General features: G+C 70.2%; 16 protein-coding genes. 7 read left to right on the forward strand and 9 right to left on the reverse strand.

Annotation, left to right across the window (positions count from 1 at the left end; all coding sequences use genetic code 11):
• Positions 1 to 56: 56 nt before the first annotated feature.
• A complete protein-coding gene (locus ACFPZ3_RS67230; RefSeq protein ID WP_379524808.1) occupies positions 57 to 1238 on the reverse strand; it encodes an MFS transporter in 1182 nt (393 codons plus the stop codon).
• 56 nt (positions 1239 to 1294) lie between these two features.
• Complete coding sequence (locus ACFPZ3_RS67235) at positions 1295 to 2263, reverse strand: winged helix-turn-helix domain-containing protein (protein WP_379524809.1); 969 nt, start codon at positions 2261 to 2263, stop codon at positions 1295 to 1297.
• Between the two features lie 107 nt (positions 2264 to 2370).
• On the opposite strand from ACFPZ3_RS67235, the gene ACFPZ3_RS67240 reads away from it, so the two are divergent.
• Both ACFPZ3_RS67240 and ACFPZ3_RS67245 read left to right on the forward strand, forming a co-directional pair.
• On the forward strand, positions 2371 to 2910 hold the full coding sequence (locus tag ACFPZ3_RS67240) for a dihydrofolate reductase family protein (RefSeq protein ID WP_379524810.1): 540 nt from the start codon (positions 2371 to 2373) through the stop codon (positions 2908 to 2910).
• A 9-nt stretch (positions 2911 to 2919) separates the two neighbouring features.
• Positions 2920 to 3450: a dihydrofolate reductase family protein gene (locus ACFPZ3_RS67245; protein WP_379524811.1), complete on the forward strand. Its 531-nt coding sequence runs from the start codon at positions 2920 to 2922 to the stop codon at positions 3448 to 3450.
• A gap of 412 nt (positions 3451 to 3862) precedes the next feature.
• On the opposite strand, the gene ACFPZ3_RS67250 is transcribed toward ACFPZ3_RS67245, so the two are convergent.
• Entirely contained in the window at positions 3863 to 4735 is an 873-nt protein-coding gene (locus tag ACFPZ3_RS67250) for a class I SAM-dependent methyltransferase (protein WP_379524812.1), read from the reverse strand.
• Positions 4736 to 5018: 283 nt separating this feature from the next.
• Here ACFPZ3_RS67250 and ACFPZ3_RS67255 point away from each other — a divergent pair, with 283 nt between their 5' ends.
• Positions 5019 to 5426, forward strand: a complete 408-nt coding sequence (locus tag ACFPZ3_RS67255; protein WP_379524813.1) for a hypothetical protein — start codon at positions 5019 to 5021, stop codon at positions 5424 to 5426.
• Between the two features lie 212 nt (positions 5427 to 5638).
• On the opposite strand, the gene ACFPZ3_RS67260 is transcribed toward ACFPZ3_RS67255, so the two are convergent.
• Positions 5639 to 6490: an alpha/beta fold hydrolase gene (locus ACFPZ3_RS67260; protein WP_379524814.1), complete on the reverse strand. Its 852-nt coding sequence runs from the start codon at positions 6488 to 6490 to the stop codon at positions 5639 to 5641.
• Positions 6491 to 6873: 383 nt separating this feature from the next.
• On the opposite strand from ACFPZ3_RS67260, the gene ACFPZ3_RS67265 reads away from it, so the two are divergent.
• Entirely contained in the window at positions 6874 to 7389 is a 516-nt protein-coding gene (locus ACFPZ3_RS67265; protein ID WP_379524815.1) for a hypothetical protein, read from the forward strand.
• A 508-nt stretch (positions 7390 to 7897) separates the two neighbouring features.
• Here ACFPZ3_RS67265 and ACFPZ3_RS67270 read toward each other — a convergent pair.
• On the reverse strand, positions 7898 to 11173 hold the full coding sequence (locus tag ACFPZ3_RS67270; RefSeq protein WP_379524816.1) for an efflux RND transporter permease subunit: 3276 nt from the start codon (positions 11171 to 11173) through the stop codon (positions 7898 to 7900).
• A gap of 105 nt (positions 11174 to 11278) precedes the next feature.
• Between ACFPZ3_RS67270 and ACFPZ3_RS67275 the strand changes: the two genes are divergently transcribed.
• Positions 11279 to 11731, forward strand: coding sequence for a MarR family winged helix-turn-helix transcriptional regulator (locus tag ACFPZ3_RS67275; protein WP_379524817.1), 453 nt, complete (start codon positions 11279 to 11281; stop codon positions 11729 to 11731).
• Positions 11732 to 11820: 89 nt separating this feature from the next.
• Here ACFPZ3_RS67275 and ACFPZ3_RS67280 read toward each other — a convergent pair whose 3' ends face one another.
• A complete protein-coding gene (locus tag ACFPZ3_RS67280) occupies positions 11821 to 14106 on the reverse strand; it encodes a HelD family protein (RefSeq protein WP_379524818.1) in 2286 nt (761 codons plus the stop codon).
• A 102-nt stretch (positions 14107 to 14208) separates the two neighbouring features.
• The gene (locus ACFPZ3_RS67285; protein WP_379524819.1) at positions 14209 to 14943 is read right to left on the reverse strand and encodes a class I SAM-dependent methyltransferase; all 735 of its coding nucleotides are present in this window, start codon (positions 14941 to 14943) and stop codon (positions 14209 to 14211) included.
• A gap of 348 nt (positions 14944 to 15291) precedes the next feature.
• Between ACFPZ3_RS67285 and ACFPZ3_RS67290 the strand changes: the two genes are divergently transcribed.
• Complete coding sequence (locus ACFPZ3_RS67290; protein WP_379524820.1) at positions 15292 to 16053, forward strand: SDR family NAD(P)-dependent oxidoreductase; 762 nt, start codon at positions 15292 to 15294, stop codon at positions 16051 to 16053.
• Here the strand turns inward: ACFPZ3_RS67290 and ACFPZ3_RS67295 are convergent.
• A complete protein-coding gene (locus ACFPZ3_RS67295) occupies positions 16047 to 16703 on the reverse strand; it encodes a response regulator (protein WP_379524821.1) in 657 nt (218 codons plus the stop codon). The two genes, ACFPZ3_RS67290 and ACFPZ3_RS67295, sit on opposite strands and share 7 nt — an antisense overlap.
• 11 nt (positions 16704 to 16714) lie before the next feature.
• On the opposite strand from ACFPZ3_RS67295, the gene ACFPZ3_RS67300 reads away from it, so the two are divergent.
• On the forward strand, positions 16715 to 17086 hold the full coding sequence (locus ACFPZ3_RS67300) for a hypothetical protein (protein ID WP_379524822.1): 372 nt from the start codon (positions 16715 to 16717) through the stop codon (positions 17084 to 17086).
• A 25-nt stretch (positions 17087 to 17111) separates the two neighbouring features.
• On the opposite strand, the gene ACFPZ3_RS67305 is transcribed toward ACFPZ3_RS67300, so the two are convergent.
• Positions 17112 to 17855 (reverse strand): HAMP domain-containing sensor histidine kinase (locus ACFPZ3_RS67305; RefSeq protein WP_379524823.1); only part of this gene is annotated, 744 nt, incomplete at its 5' end.

Genomic DNA, 17855 nt, shown 5'->3' on the forward strand with positions numbered 1-17855 from the left:
CGTGCGCGAGCGGAGACTGTCGACGACGGCCGCTGCCGGCTGCAGGAAGGCTGGGGTCAGCTCGACCGGCGGGCGGCAGCGGGCATCAGGATGAAGGCGAACAGGGCGCACAGGATGCCCGTCGCGGCGCAGGCCCACCACAGCGCGTGGGCGTGGAACAGGATGGCGCCGATGGCAGGTCCGGCGAAGCGGGCGATGGCGGTGGTCCAGCCGTACAGTGCCTGGTAGGTGCCGTGCGCGCCGTCAGGGGTGAGGTCGGCGATCAGGGCCGCCTCGAAGCCCGCCATGCCGATCTCGCCGATCGACCACAGCACCACGGTGGCCACGTAGTGCCAGGGCTGGCTGGCCATGCCGGTCAGTGCCAGGCCGATGCCGACTACGGTCATGGAGACGCCGAGGACGGGCAGGCGGGGCAGTCGGGACAGCCAGGTGATGAACAGCGGCTGGAAGATCACCACGATGGCGCCGTTGACGGTGATGAGCAGCCCGTACAGGGAGGCCGGGAGCCCGTCGGCGGCCAGGGCCAGGGGCAGCGCGTATGAGGCCTGGGCATACAGGATGAGGCCGATCAGCAGGAAGATCAGCGCGGCGATCAGCACCCGGTCGCGGGCCGCGATCGCGTAGCCGTTGCGCGCGGGCTTGGGCGCGGCGTTGTCGTGGCCGCGCGGGATGCCGACGTACACGATCACGGCGAACGCGACGCTCGTGGTGATGTCCAGGATCACCAGGAGCCAGAACCCGTGGGCGAGCAGCAGGCCGGCGATGGCGCCGGCGGCGGCGGTGCCGACGTTGACCGCCCAGTGCATGAGCCCGAACGCCTTCGGGCGCAGGTGCGGCGGGGTGGTCTCGGCGACCAGCGCTGAGGCGGCGGGCCGGTAGACGTCGCCGGCCAGTCCCATGGCCAGGGCGGATGCCATGAGCCAGGTCAGGCTGCCGGCGACGCCGATGAGGATCAGGCAGGTCGCGGTGGCCAGCAGGCCGCCGATCAGGGTGAGGCGGCGGCCGAAGCGGTCGGCCAGGTACCCGCCCAGGGGTTGCCCACCCAGGCCGCCCAGCCCGTACGCGGAGATGACGGCGGCGATCTGCGCGGCCGCGTACCCGCGGCCGGTCAGGTAGAACACCAGGAACGGCAGCACGACACCGCCGAACCGGTTGACCAGCTGGCCGGAGAACAGCAGCCAGAACACCTTGGGCAGCCCCTGGAACACGGTGGGGCGGGCGGGAGCCGTGATCGTCATGCCAGCATGGTGCGGGCGGCCCTTCGCGTGAGGCGACACATTCGGCGTGCGCCGAATCAGCCGTCGAGCAGCACCTGGGCGCGGGGGGTGCGTACGTAGAGCACGGCCCGGCCGACGCGGTGCTTGGTGACCAGGCCGGCCGACAGCAGCAGGGTCAGCTGTTCGGAGACGTTCGCGGCCGACAGTCCGGTACGGCGGGACAAATCCGTGGTGGAGGCCGGCGTGTCCAGCTCGGCCAGCAGCAGGGCGCGGGAGCGGCCGATGACGGCGGCCAGCGCGTCGGGGGCGGGCGCGGTGCCGCGCTCCCACAGGGTGGCGATGGCGCGCACCGGATAGGTGATGATCGGCTGCCCGGGTGAGTCGGTGCGGTAGAAGATGCCCGGCCAGACGAAGACGGATGCGGCCAGCAGCAGTCCCTCGCCGGCCAGCAGCCGGGACATCTCCTCTGGACGCTGTTCCAGGTGCAGGTTGCGGCCTTCCCAGCGGACGGTCGGGTGCATGTCCGTGAACACCCCGGCGGGGCCGTGTTCGGCGTATTGCCTGGTGCGATAGAGCAGGTCGCCTTCGAGGAGGTTGCGCATGCGTGGCCAGTGCGGGGCGATGGCGAGCTGCCAGTAGGTTTCGATGGCGTGCGCCAGTCGTTCGAGGCCCGAGGCCGGATCCTGGTGCAGCTGCGCGGCGCAGCCGGTCAGCGGGCCGAGCTCGCTCGCCATGCGGTCGAGGTCGCCGCGGATGACTTCGTGGGGGGTGGCGCGCAGCACCGCCAGTTCGCCTGCCAGGTCCGGGGTCGGGCTGGTGGGGACGGGGCAGAGGAAGTCGGGGATGTAGCCGCCGCCGGTGATGAGGTCGAGCAGCGGCGTGTGCTCGCTGCCGAGTTGCGGGCGTACCTGCTTGAACCAGGGCAGGTGCAGGGCGCGCCTGGCGGGTGTGCGCAGCGCGTGGACGCTGGCGGCGACCTCCCGCAGCGGGGAGAAGGCGAACCTGAGGAAGGACAGGTCGTAGGCGGAGAACGCCAGCGTGAGCATGCCCAGGGCCCCCTTGGATTCGGCTGCGGCCGAATGTATCGCACGGGTCTGTAACCAGGCCACACCATGGGTCCCACAACGGCTCGCCCCTACCGCAGGAGTTCTCGATGAGGAAGATCGTCGCGGAGTTGTTCACGTCACTGGACGGCGTCGTCGGCTCGCCGGACCAGTGGCACGGCCCCCATCACAGCGAGGAGATGGAACACGACATCCAGGCGGGCCTGGCCGCCTCGGACACCATGCTGCTGGGCCGCCGCACCTACCAGGAACACGCGGGGTTCTGGCCAGGAGAGAGCGGTGGCCTGGCGGACCTGATGAACGGCATCGACAAGATCGTCTTCTCCGCCACGCTGACCGAGCTCGACTGGGTCAACTCCCGGCCGGCCACCGGCGACCTCACCGAGGAGGTCACGCGGCTCAAGCGGCAGCCCGGCAAGGACATCCTGGTCACCGGAAGCGTCACGCTGGTCCAGAGCCTGCTGCGGGCCGGCCTGCTGGATGAGCTGCGGCTGCTCATCGACCCGGTCGTCGTCGGCGACGGCAGGAGACTGTTCGAGTCCGAGGGCGAACGGCTGTCCTGCGCGCTCGCCGGCTCACGCACCTACACCAGCGGCACCATCTCCGCCACCTACGCGATCAACCACTAGGAGAACCACATGCGCAAGGTCGTGCTCTACCATCTGATGTCGCTGGACGGAATCGCCTACGAGGACGGCGACTGGCTGGCCGACGACGGCCCCCAGCTCATCGCCTACCTCGGCCAGGTCATCGCCACCCAGGACGACGTCCTGCTGGGACACGGGACCTACGACTACTGGGCCGGCCACTGGCCCACGTCGGACTTCCAGCCCTTCGCCGACTTCATCAACGGCACCCGCAAGCACATCGTCACCTCCAGCGCGCCCACCCAGGAATGGGCGAACTCCACCCCGGTCACCACCCCGGTGCGCGACTACGTGACCGCACTGAAGCAGAGATCCGGCGGTGACATCGGTATCCACGGCAGCATCAAACTGGCGCGTTCCCTCCTGCAGGCCGGGCTCGTCGACGAGCTGCGGCTGGTGGTCGCACCGGCGGTCGTCGGGCACGGCAGGCGGGTTTTCGAGGGCGACGACGTCCAGTCGTGGAAGTTGCTCGACCTCGAACGCGGCAAGAACGGCACGCTGTTCCTCGGCTACGGCCGCTGAACCATTCGCGCCACCTTGAATCGCGGCGGATCGCCGCGTACAACTCGACCTCGGGCTTGGGCTTGGGCTGCACCAGCGCCACCTCATCCCGCGAACCACACCAATGCTCTCACCGCAAGCTCCCGAGCGCTGTTACTTCTCAGCGGCGAGGCGAACGCTATTGCGCCATCGGCGTCGATCCCGGGATGACCTCACCGGGTCTCACGTCAACGGTTTTCGCTGGTCAGTCGAACGTGTTGGATATTCGGCGATTGCTACGGCAACCCCGGACAGGCGTCCAGGTGTGCGGTGATGAGGGCCCGCGCGAGGTTGTGGGCATCGCCGATGGCCAGATTGCGCGGATCGTTCGGATCGTTCGGCGGCGGTCGTGGACTGCCGCCTCCGGTCAACGCTGGAAGTGCCAGAACAACGGTCAGCGCTGGAAGTGCCAGAACAACATCGACGGCCTCCCCGCGATGGCCGCGTGCGCCGCCTCGGGTGCCAGGTCGGACAGGGCCCACGGCCACACCTCCCATGGCCCCAGGACGTCGGCCCGCTCGCGCGGCTCCCCTGGCGCGTGCCTGGGCTCCTCGCAGCGCCGCACCTGGAGCCCGGCCGCCAGCGCGGCACGTACGTAGTCGCCGACCAGGTGGCGGTAGGTGGCCACCCTCCCCGGCCGTCCGTCCGGCAGCCGTACGGACGGGACCACCCCCAGAGCCACACCCTCGGGATGGATGTCGGCGATCACCACATGCCCGCCGGGCCGCAACACCCGGGCGAACTCGGCCAGCACCGGGCCCAGCACCGGCACATGCGTCAACGCCAGCGAGCAGACCAGCAGGTCGACGGACTCGCCTGGCACCGGCAGCGACGACAGGTCGCCCAGCTGGAACTCTGCCTGCGGCACCCGCCTGCGCGCCCGCTCCAGCATGTCGGGCGAGCTGTCCACGCCGCGCACCCGATGGCCACGACCGGCCAGGTAAGCCGCCATCCTGCCGGTGCCGCACGCCGCGTCAAGCGCGTCGCCGGCCGGCAGCGCGTCGACGATCTCCCTGATGAAGGGCTCGTCGAGGTCGAACGCGGTATTGGGCCCGTCATAGGTCTGCGACCAGATCCGGTAACCCTCCCCGGTATCCACACGGGCGACCTCGACGGCGGCCTCGGCCAAGGAGTCGTCGTCGAGGAACTTACGGATCTCGGCCAGGCGATCCTCGACGAACGCGCGGTCGTGCTCGCCGGTGAACGACCGCATCAGGGCAATGCCCTCCAGGCCGAGCACGTACGCCAAAGGATGCTCGTAGATCACCGTGACACGCTAACGACGACCGCCACGCGGAAGCCACCGAATTTCGAGCCGCACGCGGCGGTGCCTCCTCCGGTGGCGGAGATCAGCTTCTCCCGGGCACATCCAGATCTTCGGCTGGGCGGATCGCGAGCCCGGCGCGACGCCCTCTCCCCCGACGACGCGGCCGACGGCGAAGCCGAACTGAAGTCCGAATGAAGGCGTGGTCGCGTTCACTTGGGACTCCAACGAACGGCAGAAGGGAACCGACATGCGCACCTGGCGGAAACTGTCGAAGCTCACGGCCGTGGCCACGATGGCCGGATGCCTCGCGTTCACGGGAACCTCGGCGGCGGTCGCCGAGACTCCCGCCCAGCAAAAAGCCTCCGCGCTCACCTGTGGCGGCAACGTGTTCCTTGATGGCCTCCGGGCCCTTGAGATCACCGAGAACGGCCGCGACGAGGTGTACATCGGGGATCTCAACGGCAACAAGATCTGGCCGACGACCGCGGCCTACGTGTCGATCGGTGTGGGCCAGCGGGTCGAGGTCGACAAGTGCGTCTCCCCCAGCGCCCAACTCATCCTCTGGGAAGAGGACACCGCTGATTTCGACGACTTCATCGGCTCGATCACCATCGCCGGGGACGTGACCCGAGACTACACATTCTGCTGTGCGGGCAACGGCGGCAATTACCGGATCGGCGCCGTCGCCTGATCCGCTCCTACCGCACCGCACCGCCGCAGGTCCTCTTGCGCCGATGAAGGGCCCCGGAAACAGCCCCGCTGTCCCACAGGGACACTGTTGGCAATTGATCCAAGACTGGCTATGAGGGAATCGGCTCACCCTCCGAGCCGTCAAGCGCAGTGAGCACGTGACGAACACCACGCGGCTGTTCATCGGCGCGGTCTCGCCCCCGGCAAGGCGGGTCACAGCCGGATCAGGTCGGCGACCTCCTCGGGCAGGCCGGGTGAAGTCATGACATGGCCCATCCCGGGCACGACGTGCAGTACCGCGCCCGGAATCGCGGCGGCCAGGGCCTCGCCGTGACCGAGCGGATAGACCGGATCCTGGTCGCCGTGCACGATCGAGGTCGGCGCGTTGATCGACGACAGCGGGGCGAGCAGGTCAGGGGCGTCCCTCCACGCGGCACGGTTGTGGTTGGCCGCGGCCGCCGGATCGGTGGCCCGCGAGAGCGCCAGCTCCAGCATCGCCCGGGCGGCCGGCTCGTCGAACGGCCGAACCGGCCCGTTGAAGACCTGGAACAAGGCCACGTCGGACTCCACATCCGGCGGCAGCCCGGCGGCCAGATGCGCGAGAAACGCCGGCGAGGGCGGCGGCAGATCATCCGGGTCGGCCGGCTCCCCGGCCCGCGCCCGTGTCCACGCCGGACTCGGATCATGACCCATCGGCGAGCTGGACATCACCGTCAAAGACCGGACCCGGTCCGGCGCGTGCACACCCAGCCACTGCGCGATCATGCCGCCCATGGAAGTCCCGGCTATATGGGCGGAAACCAGTCCATAACCGTCCAGCACCGCCAGGCAGTCGCGAGCCATGTCCCCGATCGTGTACGGATGAGCATCGAAGTCGACAACGCTGGACCGGCCGGTGTCCCGATGATCGAACCGGATCACCTGAACCCCACGCTCGACAAGCCGGCCGACCAGCGCGTCAGGGCAGCTGACACCCTGAGCAGCCGACCCCATGATCATCAAAACGGCGGGAAGCCCAGGATCTCCGATCCGCTCAGTCCACATCCGCAGCGGCCCGGAGGGCACGAATCGCTCGTGCGCATTCAACATGGAGGCACGGTAGCGGCTACCTGCTGCCCAACGCCCGACATTTACCGATGGCCCGGCCGGGAACAGGGTGCCGCAACCGATAGAACCGGTCGCATCTCAGTAACTGCCTCCGCGCCCGAGCTGCCCAACCTCTGCCGCCGCGCCTGCCTCAACTCCAGGGGCACGGTCGTGCCGATGCCTCGACTCAACTGGCAGACGACATTCGGGCAGGGGTGACGCTCCCCCTCATACTCAGTGCGACCGTCGTGTGAGCTGGGTGTTCCTGCCCAGGCAGGAACACCGCGACAAACCGAGCCAAGACCCGATGAGATTGATCCCAGCAGGCCACCTGGCCGGCATCTCAGGAAGGCTCCCTCGAAGTGAAAAAGCTCCTCATACGGCTCCCCGCCATCGCCCTCACCATGACGGCCGGAATCACCCTCGCCGCCGCTTCCTCCGCAGCAAGTAGCGGACCCTCCTCCACCGGCACAACCGCCTACCCCGTCGCAAGGTTCAGCAACTGGGCGACCCAAGACTGCATCAGCACCAACTCCAGCCACGACCTCTTCAGTCAGAAGTGCCGCGCCGGCGGCGACGCCAAGTACTCCTACCAGCAATGGGAGATCATCCCCGGCGACCAAACCGGCGTGTACCTCCTGCGCAACGTCGCCACCAAGCGCTGCCTGCGCTACTGGAATACAGACACCAACGGGGTCATCACCGAACCCTGCGACAAGCCGCTCGCCCGTCAAAATTGGTTCGTAGAGGACCAAAAGATCCTCAGCCTCGTGAGCCACCGCATCCTCTACGACGAAGCACGCACCAGCGACATCCGCGTAACCTCCTCTGGCACGGTGACTCCGGCTAACTACGGGCGCTGGTCCCAGATCAGCTGAGCAGCGGCCCCGTCAACTACATCCCCCGCGGACGCGGGCCCCGATTACACCGCCGCGCCCGCACCTCCCGCTCCACCATCAAAAGCAGTGTCAGCAGGTGATGAACCCGGGCAACTGGGTGCGTGGAATGCGAGGGCCGCGTGATCTTGGCTTTCCTCAGCTTGACGTACCGCGTCCACCGCTCGTCGCTGATGATGGCCAGGTGGGCGCCAGGCCGGAACACCTTCCGCCGGCAGCGCGACGCCCTGCCGCCCGGCACTGCGGATCGTGGATCTGCAACATCCCCGCCGCGAAGCCACGATCCATGACCTGCCGGACCATCTCGGCACTCCACGGGATGAGGCTGCCGTCCCCGTCGGAGATACCCGAAGTATTGCCGGTGCGGTTACGCCCGAACCGGGAGTAGGCGGCACCGGGCTCCGCCTGACCGATCGCCCCGGCCCGATCCAGCGAAATGCCCGGCGGGGATGCAACAACCCCGCCGGGCACCTGACGCTTCAAAGGCGAGTCACGCCGGCTGGCCGGCCAGCTTCTCCTCCCCCGCCTCCACGTGCGAACCACCCGAAGCCGCGTGCCGCGGACCACGGTCACGCTTCCTGGTCACCACCACGTACAGGGTCGGGACCAGGATGAGCGTGAGCAGCGTCGAGGAGATCAGGCCGCCGATCACCACGATCGCCAGAGGCTGCGAGATGAACCCGCCCGACCCCGTCACACCCAGCGCCATCGGCGTCAGCGCGCAGATCGTGGCCACCGCGGTCATCAGGATCGGCCGCAACCTGCGCCGGCCGCCCTCGATCACCGCCTCCACCACGCCCATGCCCTGGTCGCGATACTGGTTGATCAGGTCGATCAGCACGATCGCGTTCGTCACCACGATGCCGATGAGCATCAGCATGCCGATCATCGCCGGCACGCCCAGCGCCGTGCCGGTGGCCACCAGCAGACCGATCGCGCCCGTCGCCGCGAACGGGATCGACACCAGCAGGATCAGCGGCTGCACGAAGCTGCGGAACGTCGCCACCATGATCAGGAACACGATCGCGATCGCCGCCAGCATCGCCAGCCCCAGGTCGGAGAACGCGTCCGCCTGGTCGGCCGACACACCGCCGATCTCGTAGGAGGCGCCCGTCGTCAGCGCCAGCGAGTCCAGCTTCGTCGTCAGCGCCTGCGTCACCGTACCCAGGTCGCTCGCGTCCGCGGCCTTCGCCGACACCGTCGCCGAGCGCTCACCGTCGATCCTGGTCACCTGCGTCGGCCCGGCCACCCGGCGCACGTCCGCCACCGACGATAGCTTCACCAGCCCGCCGGCGGTGGGCAGCTTCAGGTCCTCGATCGCCTTGATGTCGTCCGGCGCGTCCGCGCCGCGCAGCACCAGGTCGCTCGCCCGGCCGTCCAGCGTGATCTGCCCCAGCGGAGCGCCGCGGAACGCCTGCGCGACCGCCTGCCCCACCGCGGCCTCCGAGACGCCGCGCTCGGCGGCCTCCTCCCGGTCGACCACGACCTCGACCCGCGGCGCGCTCGTCTCCAGGTTCGACGACAGGTCCCGCAGCCCGGACACCTCGCCCATCGCCGCCTTGACCTGGTCGGTGGCCGTGCGCAGCGTCTCGGTGTCGGACGCCCGCACGATCACGTCGATGGAGTCGGAGGCGAACCCGCCCCCGCCTGCGCCGCCGACGGTGACCTCGCCGACGCCCGACAGGCCCGCGACCGCGTTGCGCAGGTCCTGCTCGGCCTTGGCGGTGTCGGCGTCCTCCTTCAGCGTCACCGAGTACGAGGCCCGGTCCGCGCCGCCGCCGGTGCCGCCGGCCATGGCGTTGCCGCCGCCCACGTTCACCTGGTACGTGTCCACCGCGTCCAGGTCCGCCAGCGCCGCCTCGACCTTCTTGGCCGCCTTGTCGGTGGTCGCCAGATCCGTGCCGACCGGCATGCGCTGCGACAACGACACCGTGTTCTGCCCGGAGGAGTCCAGGAAGTTCGTCTGCAGCCCGCCGGCCAGGCCCATCGTGGCGACGAACACCGCCACCCCGATCAGGATCGTCACCAGCTTGAACCTGGTGGCGAAACGCAGCACCGGCAGGTACGCCCGCTGCAACGGCGAGCGCAGCTCCTTCGCCTCGGCCTCCTCGCGCTGCTTGCGCGCCTCCTCCGGCGTCAGCTCCGGCGTCTTGAGGAACCAGAACGCCAGCACCGGCACCACCGTCAGCGACACCACCAGCGAGGCCAGCAACGCCACCGTCACCGTCACCGCGAACGGGCTGAACAGCTCGCCCACCATGCCGCCGACCATCGCGATCGGCGCGAACACCGCCACCGTGGTCAGCGTCGAGGCCGTCACCGCCCCCGACACCTCGCGCACGGCGCCCAGGATCGCGGGCAGCTTCGCCTCACCGTAGGCCAGATGTCGTTTGATGTTCTCCAGCACGACGATCGAGTCGTCCACGACCCGGCCCACCGCGATCGTCAGCGCGCCCAGCGTCAGCATGTTGAGCGAGTAGTCGCCCGCCCACAACACGATCAGCGCGATCACCACCGACAGCGGGATCGACACCGCCGTCACCAGCGTCGAGCGCACCGACAGCAGGAACACCAGGATGACCAGCACCGCGAACACCAGGCCCAGCAGGCCCTCGGTGGTCAGGCTCTCGATCGACTGCTCCACATACGGCGCCTGGTCGAACACCACCGACACCGCGGTGTCGGAGGAGTCGCCCAGCGCCTTGGTCAGGTCAGGCAGCTTGTCGGCGATGGCGTGCGAGATCGCCACCGCGTTGCCGTCGGGCACCATCGTCACCGACACGCCGAGGCTCGTCTTGCCGTCGGTACGGGTGATCGTCGTCGCGTCCGCCAGCCCGCGCGTGATCTTCGCCATGTCGCCCAGCTTGACCGGCTTGAGCGGCTTGGGCCGTACCAACTGCTGCTGCTGCGCTGTCGCCTGCCCCTGACCAGGCTGAGCGGTCTGACCCGTCTGACCCGTCTGGCCCGTCTGACCAGGCTGGCCGGTCTGAGGGCGGGCCTGCTGAGGTTGCTGAGGCTGGGCCGCCGGCTGGGCGGGCGTCAGGTACAGGTCCTTCAGCTTGGCCACCGAGTCGACCCGCGTGCCGACCTGCACCGTCAGCGACTTCTCCGCGGAGGTCAGCGTGCCGGCCGGGATCGGCGTCCCGTTCGCCTTCAGCACCTCGGGGATCTGCGCCGCCGACACGCCCGCCAGCGCCATCTTCTTGGCGTCCGGCTCGATCGTCACGACCTCGTCACGGGTGCCCGTGATCGCCGCCTCCCGCACCCCCTCGACGCCCTGCAGCTCCGGCACCACGATGCGGCGCAGCTTGTCGGCCATCGCGCGCTCGTCACCGCCGTCGCCCACCGCCAGCACCAGCACCGGGATGTCGTCGGTGCTGCCCGCGACCACCTGCGGATCCACGCCGTCCGGCAGCGGCACCTTGCTGATGGCCTGCTGCATCTTGTTCAGCGAGGACTCGATGTCGGTGCCGTACTCGAAGGCCACCTGGACCTGGGCCAGGCCCTCCTTCGAGGTCGAGGTCATCTGCTCCATCCCGGCCAGCCCCTGGAAGGAGTCCTCGATCGGAGCCGTGACCTGGTCCTCGACGATCTCAGGCGAGGCACCCGGGTACGGCGCGATCACGAACGCGCCAGGGAACGACAACGACGGCAGCAGCTGCTGTTTCAACTGCGGGATCGTGAACGCGCCGAACGCGCTGAGTACGACCGCTATCAGAATCACCAGCGTGCGGTTGACCAAGCTCAACCGGGCGAATGCAGTCATAGACTCCCCCTCCAAGAGTTCGCCCCAGACTAACACTTCGCCTTGTACGAATATTTAGACGGATCGAGCTTTCCTGATAACCTTCTCAGGAAGCGAGAGGTGAGCGTGAGCAACGAACGCGAAGACCTGATCCGCCGGATCACCGAGACACAGCGGGGCCTGGGACGTCTGTTCGCCCAGCAACACTCCCCACTGTTCAGTTCCAACCTCACCATGAGGCAGCTCAAGGTCATCATGATCCTGTCCATGAGCGGCTCCGCCTCTGGACAGGACCTTGCGCACAACCTCGGCGTCGGTCTCGGCACCGTCACCGGCATCGTCGACCGGCTCGTCGCCCACGGCCTCGTCAGCCGGCACGAGGACCCCCATGACCGCCGCGTCCGCCGCGTCGAACTCACCCCCGCGGGCGCCGGCCTCATCGAGGAGATCAACAACGCCGGAATCCAGCACTTCCGGCGCATCATGGCCCACCTCGACACCGAGACCCTGCGCACGCTCGACCACGTCACCCGTACGATCCGGGACGTCGCGGACAAACTCTCCCACGACGACGCCTGACCCTCCGCACCGGGTTCCACCGCCGCGGCTTTTCCTTGTGGCGGCGGGCCGGGAACATCACCGGCCCGCCGCCTTTACATTGTAGATTTCTAAGCGAGGCGGGACAGGACCGGCGGCAGGTCGCCCTCATGGACCACGGTCAGCCGCCGCGTCGCCCGCGTCACCGCCACGTACAGGTCCTGGCCGCCCATCGGCGACTGCCCCAGGATGCCCGAAGGATCCACCACCACCACCGCGTCGAACTCCAGCCCCTTGGCCTGCACCACCGTCAGCACCACCACCGGCGCGTCCAGATCCCCCCGCGGGAACAGCCCGGACACCTGCGCGTGCAGCGCGTCCGGCGTCACCACGCCCAGCCGGCCCTCGCCGACCTCCGCCAGCTCCTGACCGACCAACTCCGGCAGCAGCTCCGCCAGCTCGGACGCGGGCATGCGCACCGCCCTCGGCTCCGCCTCGCCCTCGCGCACCGACTCCGGCGGCTCCTGCTCCGGCGCGTAGGCACTCAGCACGTCCGCCGCCACCCGCATGATCTCCACCGGGGTGCGGTAGTTGACCAGCAGCCGTTCCTCACGCCACCGGCCCTCCAGATGCGGGTCCAGCACCTCGCCCCACGTACGGGCGCCGGCCGCGGACCCGGTCTGCGCCAGGTCGCCCACCACGGTCAGCGACTTGGCCGGCACCCGCCGCATGATCATCCGCCAGGCCATCGGCGACAACTCCTGCGCCTCGTCCACGATCACGTGCCCGTAGGCCCAGGTGCGGTCGGCCGCCGCCCGGTCCGCCGTGGTCAGGCCCGAGCCTTCGTCGGCGTGCCGCTCGGCCAGCACGTCGGCCCGCTCGAAGATGCCCTGCTCGGCCACGCCCGTGGCGTCCAGCACCTCCCGCGCGTACAACTCCTGCTCGGCCTGCTCCTCCCCCGCTTCCCTGGCCGCCACCCGCCGCGCCGAGTCGTCCTCGCCCAGCAGCTCGGCGGCCTCGTCGAGCAGCGGCACGTCGCCGGCCGTCCAGGGCGCGTCCGGCTCGCGCAGCAGCTCCCGCCAGTCCAGCCCCATCGGCGCCGCCTCCCACAGCGTCGCCTGGGAGGACAGCAGCTCGGCCACCAGGCGCCGCGGCGTCAGCTCCGGCCACAGCTCCTCCACCGCGAGCCGTACCTCCGGCTCGCCCCACAACCGCTGCGAGGCCAGCCGCAGGTCCAGCTCGTCCAGGTCGCTCTCCAGGTCGAGCGGCTCGTTCAGCTCCGGCTCGTCGACCACCAGCTCCTCGATGTGCAGCGACTCCTCCAGAGCCCGCGCCTCGGCCTTGGCCAGATCCTTGAGCAACTCGGTGACGTACAGCTTGCGGGCCATGTTGTGCGGCAGCCGCACCGCCCGCGCGCGCTCGCGCAGCCGTACGCACGTCTCGTGCGGCACTCGCAGCCGCAGCCCGTCCAGCTCGACGACCAGGTCGCCGTCCGGCGCCCGCTGGCGCAGCCGCACCGCCTCGGCCAGCAGCTCGGCCATCCGCACGTCGCCCTTGACCACAGCGGCCGAGGGCCCGTCGGCCGCGACCGCCCGCACTCCCGGGAACATCTCCCCGACCGTGGTCATCACCACCTGCGTCTCACCCAGCGCGGGAAGCACCTGGCCGATGTAGCGCAGGAACATCGAGTTCGGGCCCACCACGAGCACTCCGCGCCGCTCCAGCGTGGCCCGGTGGGTGTAGAGCAGGTACGCCGCCCGGTGCAGCGCCGCCACCGTCTTGCCCGTGCCCGGCCCGCCCTGCACCACCAGCGCGCCCTGCAGCCCGGAGCGGATCACCCGGTCCTGCTCGGTCTGGATGGTCGCCACCACGTCGCCCATCCGTCCCGTACGGCCGCGGCGCAGCGCCGCCAGCAGCGCCGCCTCGCCCACCAGCGAATGCCGGTCCCCCTCGCTCATCCCCTCCAGGTCGAACACCTCATCGTCGATCCCGACGACGAGACGGTCCTTCAGGTGCAGGTGGCGGCGGCGTACCAGCCCGCCGGGATCGGTGGCCGTGGCCACGTAGAACTGCCGCGCCGCCGGCGCCCGCCAGTCGATCAGGGCCGACTCGTGCTGCTCGTCCCGCAGGCCGATCCTGCCGATGTAGGTGCTCTGCCCCTCGCCGTCGTCGATGCGGCCGAAGCACAGACCTCGCTCGACCGCGTTGAGCTGGGTCAGCCGCCGCGCCTGCTCCGAGGCCAGCGCCTCGCGTTCGACCATCGCCTGCCGGGTGCCCGAGGTGCCGCCCCTGGCGTACACCTCGCGCAGCGTCGCCTGCGCCCGGTCCCTGGCGACGTCGAGCCTGTTGTAGAGCCACGACACAGTGCGCTGCTCGGTGTCAAGGGCTTGCGCGAGACCATCTTGACGATTAGTCATTCCGTGGTATACTCCTAACGGGAGGTCTGTGAAGGCCCTGTGCTTGGGACGTGCAATGTTCGAGCTTAACCCCGGCGCCCGCCCGTGCGCAATCCCCGCAGCTCATCCGCCGGTGACCGCTTGTCTCCTGAAGAGCGCGGCCAGCAGGAACGAGGCGCCGAAGAGCGGCGCGTCCCGCGGATGCTCCGCCATCGGGCGCACCTCCACCTCGGTGTAGTCGGAGAAGATCCACCGCAACTCGCCCGGGGTGAACGCCAGGCCCCCGTGCAGGCCGCCGTCACGATAAAGGTCCGCGTCGGGCCGCTCCGAGCCCATGCCGCCGGCCGCGAAGCACGTCAGGCCCAGGTGACCGCCGGGGGCCAGGACACCTTCCAGCAGGGCCCGGTAGGTGACGCGGCGGTGCGGGGGCAGATGATGCAGGCAGCCGGAGTCGTACACCAGGTCGTACGGGCCGCTCAACTCCGCGGTGAAAGCGTCGCCGCACAGGAAACGCACCCGCGCCCCCGCCTGTCTGGCCCGCTCCTGACCCCACTCCACGGCGGCCGGCGACAGATCGACGGCGTCCACCTCGAAGCCGAGCGAGGCCAGGTAGATCGCGTTGCGGCCCGGACCGCAGCCCAGGTCCAGCGCCCGGCCCGGGGTCAGCAGGCCGCGTTCCACATAGGACGCCAGGCTCTCGTCCGGGCCCGGCACGAAGAACGGCACCGCTTTGGAGCGGTCGGCGTAGAAGTCGTCCCACCAGGTGGAGGCGTTGCCCGTCCATCGGTCGGCGCCGGGGGCGAACATGTGGTCCAGCAGGTCCATGACGTCGTCGATCGTGCGGATGGTCCGGTTCACTCAGGAGCTCCAGGAAACAGCGGCCGCCGCGCGCGGCCGGGTCTGCCGATCTTATGGCTCCGGCGATGGGTTCGCGCTGCTCAGAGGCCGTTTCCGGGAGCGCGGAGACGGTGGTGTGCGGGACTTGCCGTTCGTGCCGGGCCCTTCCCCTCCGGGGTGCGGGCGGCGTCCCGGAGTCCGGCCCTGGGGGGCGGGCGCGGGCATCTCAGGAGCGTTCCCGCCCCTGCTCCCGGCGCGTACGTGTGTGGTGTTGATCACATGCGGCGGCCGAAGCGGCGCTTCGACTCCGGTACGAGCGGGCAGGGGTCGCGGGAGGCCGTGCCGAGCGGGGTGCTAGCTTGACCGTCCATGTCCGAGTATCTGCGGGAGCTGTTCTCCCTTCAGGGCCGGCGCGCGCTGGTGACCGGCGGCAGTTCCGGGATCGGGTACGCCATGGCCGAGGCGATCGGGCGTGCCGGGGCCGAGGTCGTGGTGGTCGCCCGCAGGGAGCACGAACTGGACAAGGCGGTCGGCCGGCTGCGCGAGCACGGCGTCACCGCGGACCGGATCAGCGCGGACCTCGGTGAGCGTGCGGACGTCGAGCGGGTCTGCGCCACGGCCGGCGACATCGACATCCTGGTCAACGACGCGGGCAACAACATCCGCAAGCCGATGGCCGACCTCACCACGGACGACTACGAGCGCACCCTCGCCGTGAACTTCACCGCCCCCTACCTCCTGGGCCAGCACTTCGGGCCGAAGATGGCCGGGCGAGGATGGGGGCGCATCATCAACGTCGGCTCGCAGCAGTCCATCAGCGCGTTCGGCGACAGCGGCATCTACGGCGCCGCCAAGGCCGCCCTCGCCGGGCTGACCCGTTCCCAGGCCGAGGCGTGGTCGGCGAGCGGGGTGTGCGTCAACACGATCATCCCCGGCTTCGTGCTGACCCCGCTGACCGAGCCCGCCCAGGCCGTCCCCGGCCGCGTCGAGGCCCTGGCCGCCCGCCACATGGCGGGCCGCAACGGGATTCCGCGGGACTTCGCGGGGGCGGCGGTGTTCCTGGCCGGTGACGCCTGTTCCTTCGTCACGGGCCAGATGCTCTTCGTCGACGGCGGCTTCTCCGTTCACTGAGCCGGGGAGACCAGGCCGGCGTCGTATGCGGCGATGACGAGTTGCACGCGGTCGCGGGCGGCGAGCTTGGTGAGCAGGCTGGCGATGTGAGCCTTGGCGGTGCCGGGGCTGATGTGCAGGTGGACGGCGATCTCGGCGTTGGACAGGCCGCGTCCCGCCAGGGTCAGCACCTCGTGTTCCCGCGCGGTGACGCCGGGCAGCTCGCGTGGCCGGGGACGGGGTTCCGGGCGGGCGGCGAACTGCTCGATGAGGCGGCGGGTGACGCTGGGCGCGATCAGGGCGTCGCCGGCCGCGACCACGTGGACGGCGGACAGGATGTCCTCCAGCGCCATGTCCTTGACCAGGAACCCGCTCGCCCCGGCTCGCAGCGACGCGTAGACGTTGCCGTCGTCGTCGAACGTGGTGAGCATGATCACGCGGGTGGCGGGGGACTCGGTGGTGATGGTGTGGGTGGCCTCGATGCCGTCCATGCCGGGCATGCGGATGTCCATCACGACCACGTCGGGAGACAGCAGCCTGGTCAGCTGAACGGCCTGGGCGCCCGTCCCGGCCTCGCCGGCGACCTCCACGTCAGGAGTGCCGTCGATGACCATGCGCAGGCCGGCGCGGATGAGCGGCTGGTCGTCGGCCAGCACGACGCGGATGGTCAACGCGCCTCCATGTGAGCGGTCGGGGAATCGGTCTGAGAGGACGCCTGCGCGGAGGCGGTCTGTGCGGAGGCGGTCTGTGCGGAGGCGGCGGGGAGCGGGAGGGTGGCGGTGACGCGGAAGCCGCCCTCGGGGAGTGGTGCGGCGCTGAGGCGGCCGTGCAGCAGGGCGGCTCTCTCGCGCATGCCGGCGACCTGGCCATCCCGGCGAGCGCGGCCGGCCTGTCGGCCCCCGGCACCATCGAGGCCGTACGCGGGATCGCGCTCACCCGCGCCCACGTCGCGGCCTTCTTCGACCTGCACCTCAAGGGCAGGAAGCAGCCCCTGCTCGACGCCCCCGGCTCGGCCGGCCCCGAAGTCGCCTTCCAGGCTCCGGCCGCCTCATAAGGCGGCGCACCGCCCTCCGTCCGCGTCATGAGGGCAGGTCGAGGGTGGCCAGGGCGCCGCCTTCCGGCGGGTTGGTAAAGGTCAGGCGGGCCCCTAGGACGGCGGCCTGGCCCGCGGCGATGGTCAGGCCCAGCCCGTGACCGCCGCCCGTCCGGTCGCCGCCCTTGCGGAACCGCACCGGGCCGTCGCGCAGCAGATGGCCCGGGAAGCCGGGCCCGTGGTCGCGGACGGCGATGCGGGTGCCGTCCACCTCGACGGTGACCGGAGGGCGGCCGTGCCGGGTGGCGTTGGAGAGCAGGTTGGCCAGGATGCGCTCCAGGCGGCGCGGGTCGGTGGCCACGACGGTGCCGGTGTGCAGGTGTACCCGCGCGCCGGGTGCGAACGCCGCCGCCCGGCGCGTGGTGAAATCGCCGAGGGCGACGTCGGACAGGGCGGGGCGTTCGGTGGCAGTGTCCAGGCGGGCCACCTCCAGGACGTCCTCGACGAGGGCGCGCAGCACTTTCACCCGGTCCTGGACGAGGTCGGTCATCCGGCCCGACGGCAGGAGTTCTGCGGCGGTGGTGAGGCCGGTGAGCGGGGTGCGCAGCTCGTGGGCGATGTCGGCGGTGACCTGGCGTTCGGCCTCCAGGCGGGCCTGCAGGGCCTCGGCCATCGCGTCGACGGCCTGGGCGAGTTCGGCGGCCTCGTCGTGGGAGCGGCCGCCGATCGCCGTACCGACCCGGGCGGCCGTGTCACCGGAGCTGACCAGGCGGGCGGCGGCGGCGGCCCG

Source organism: Nonomuraea insulae, from assembly GCF_042656245.1.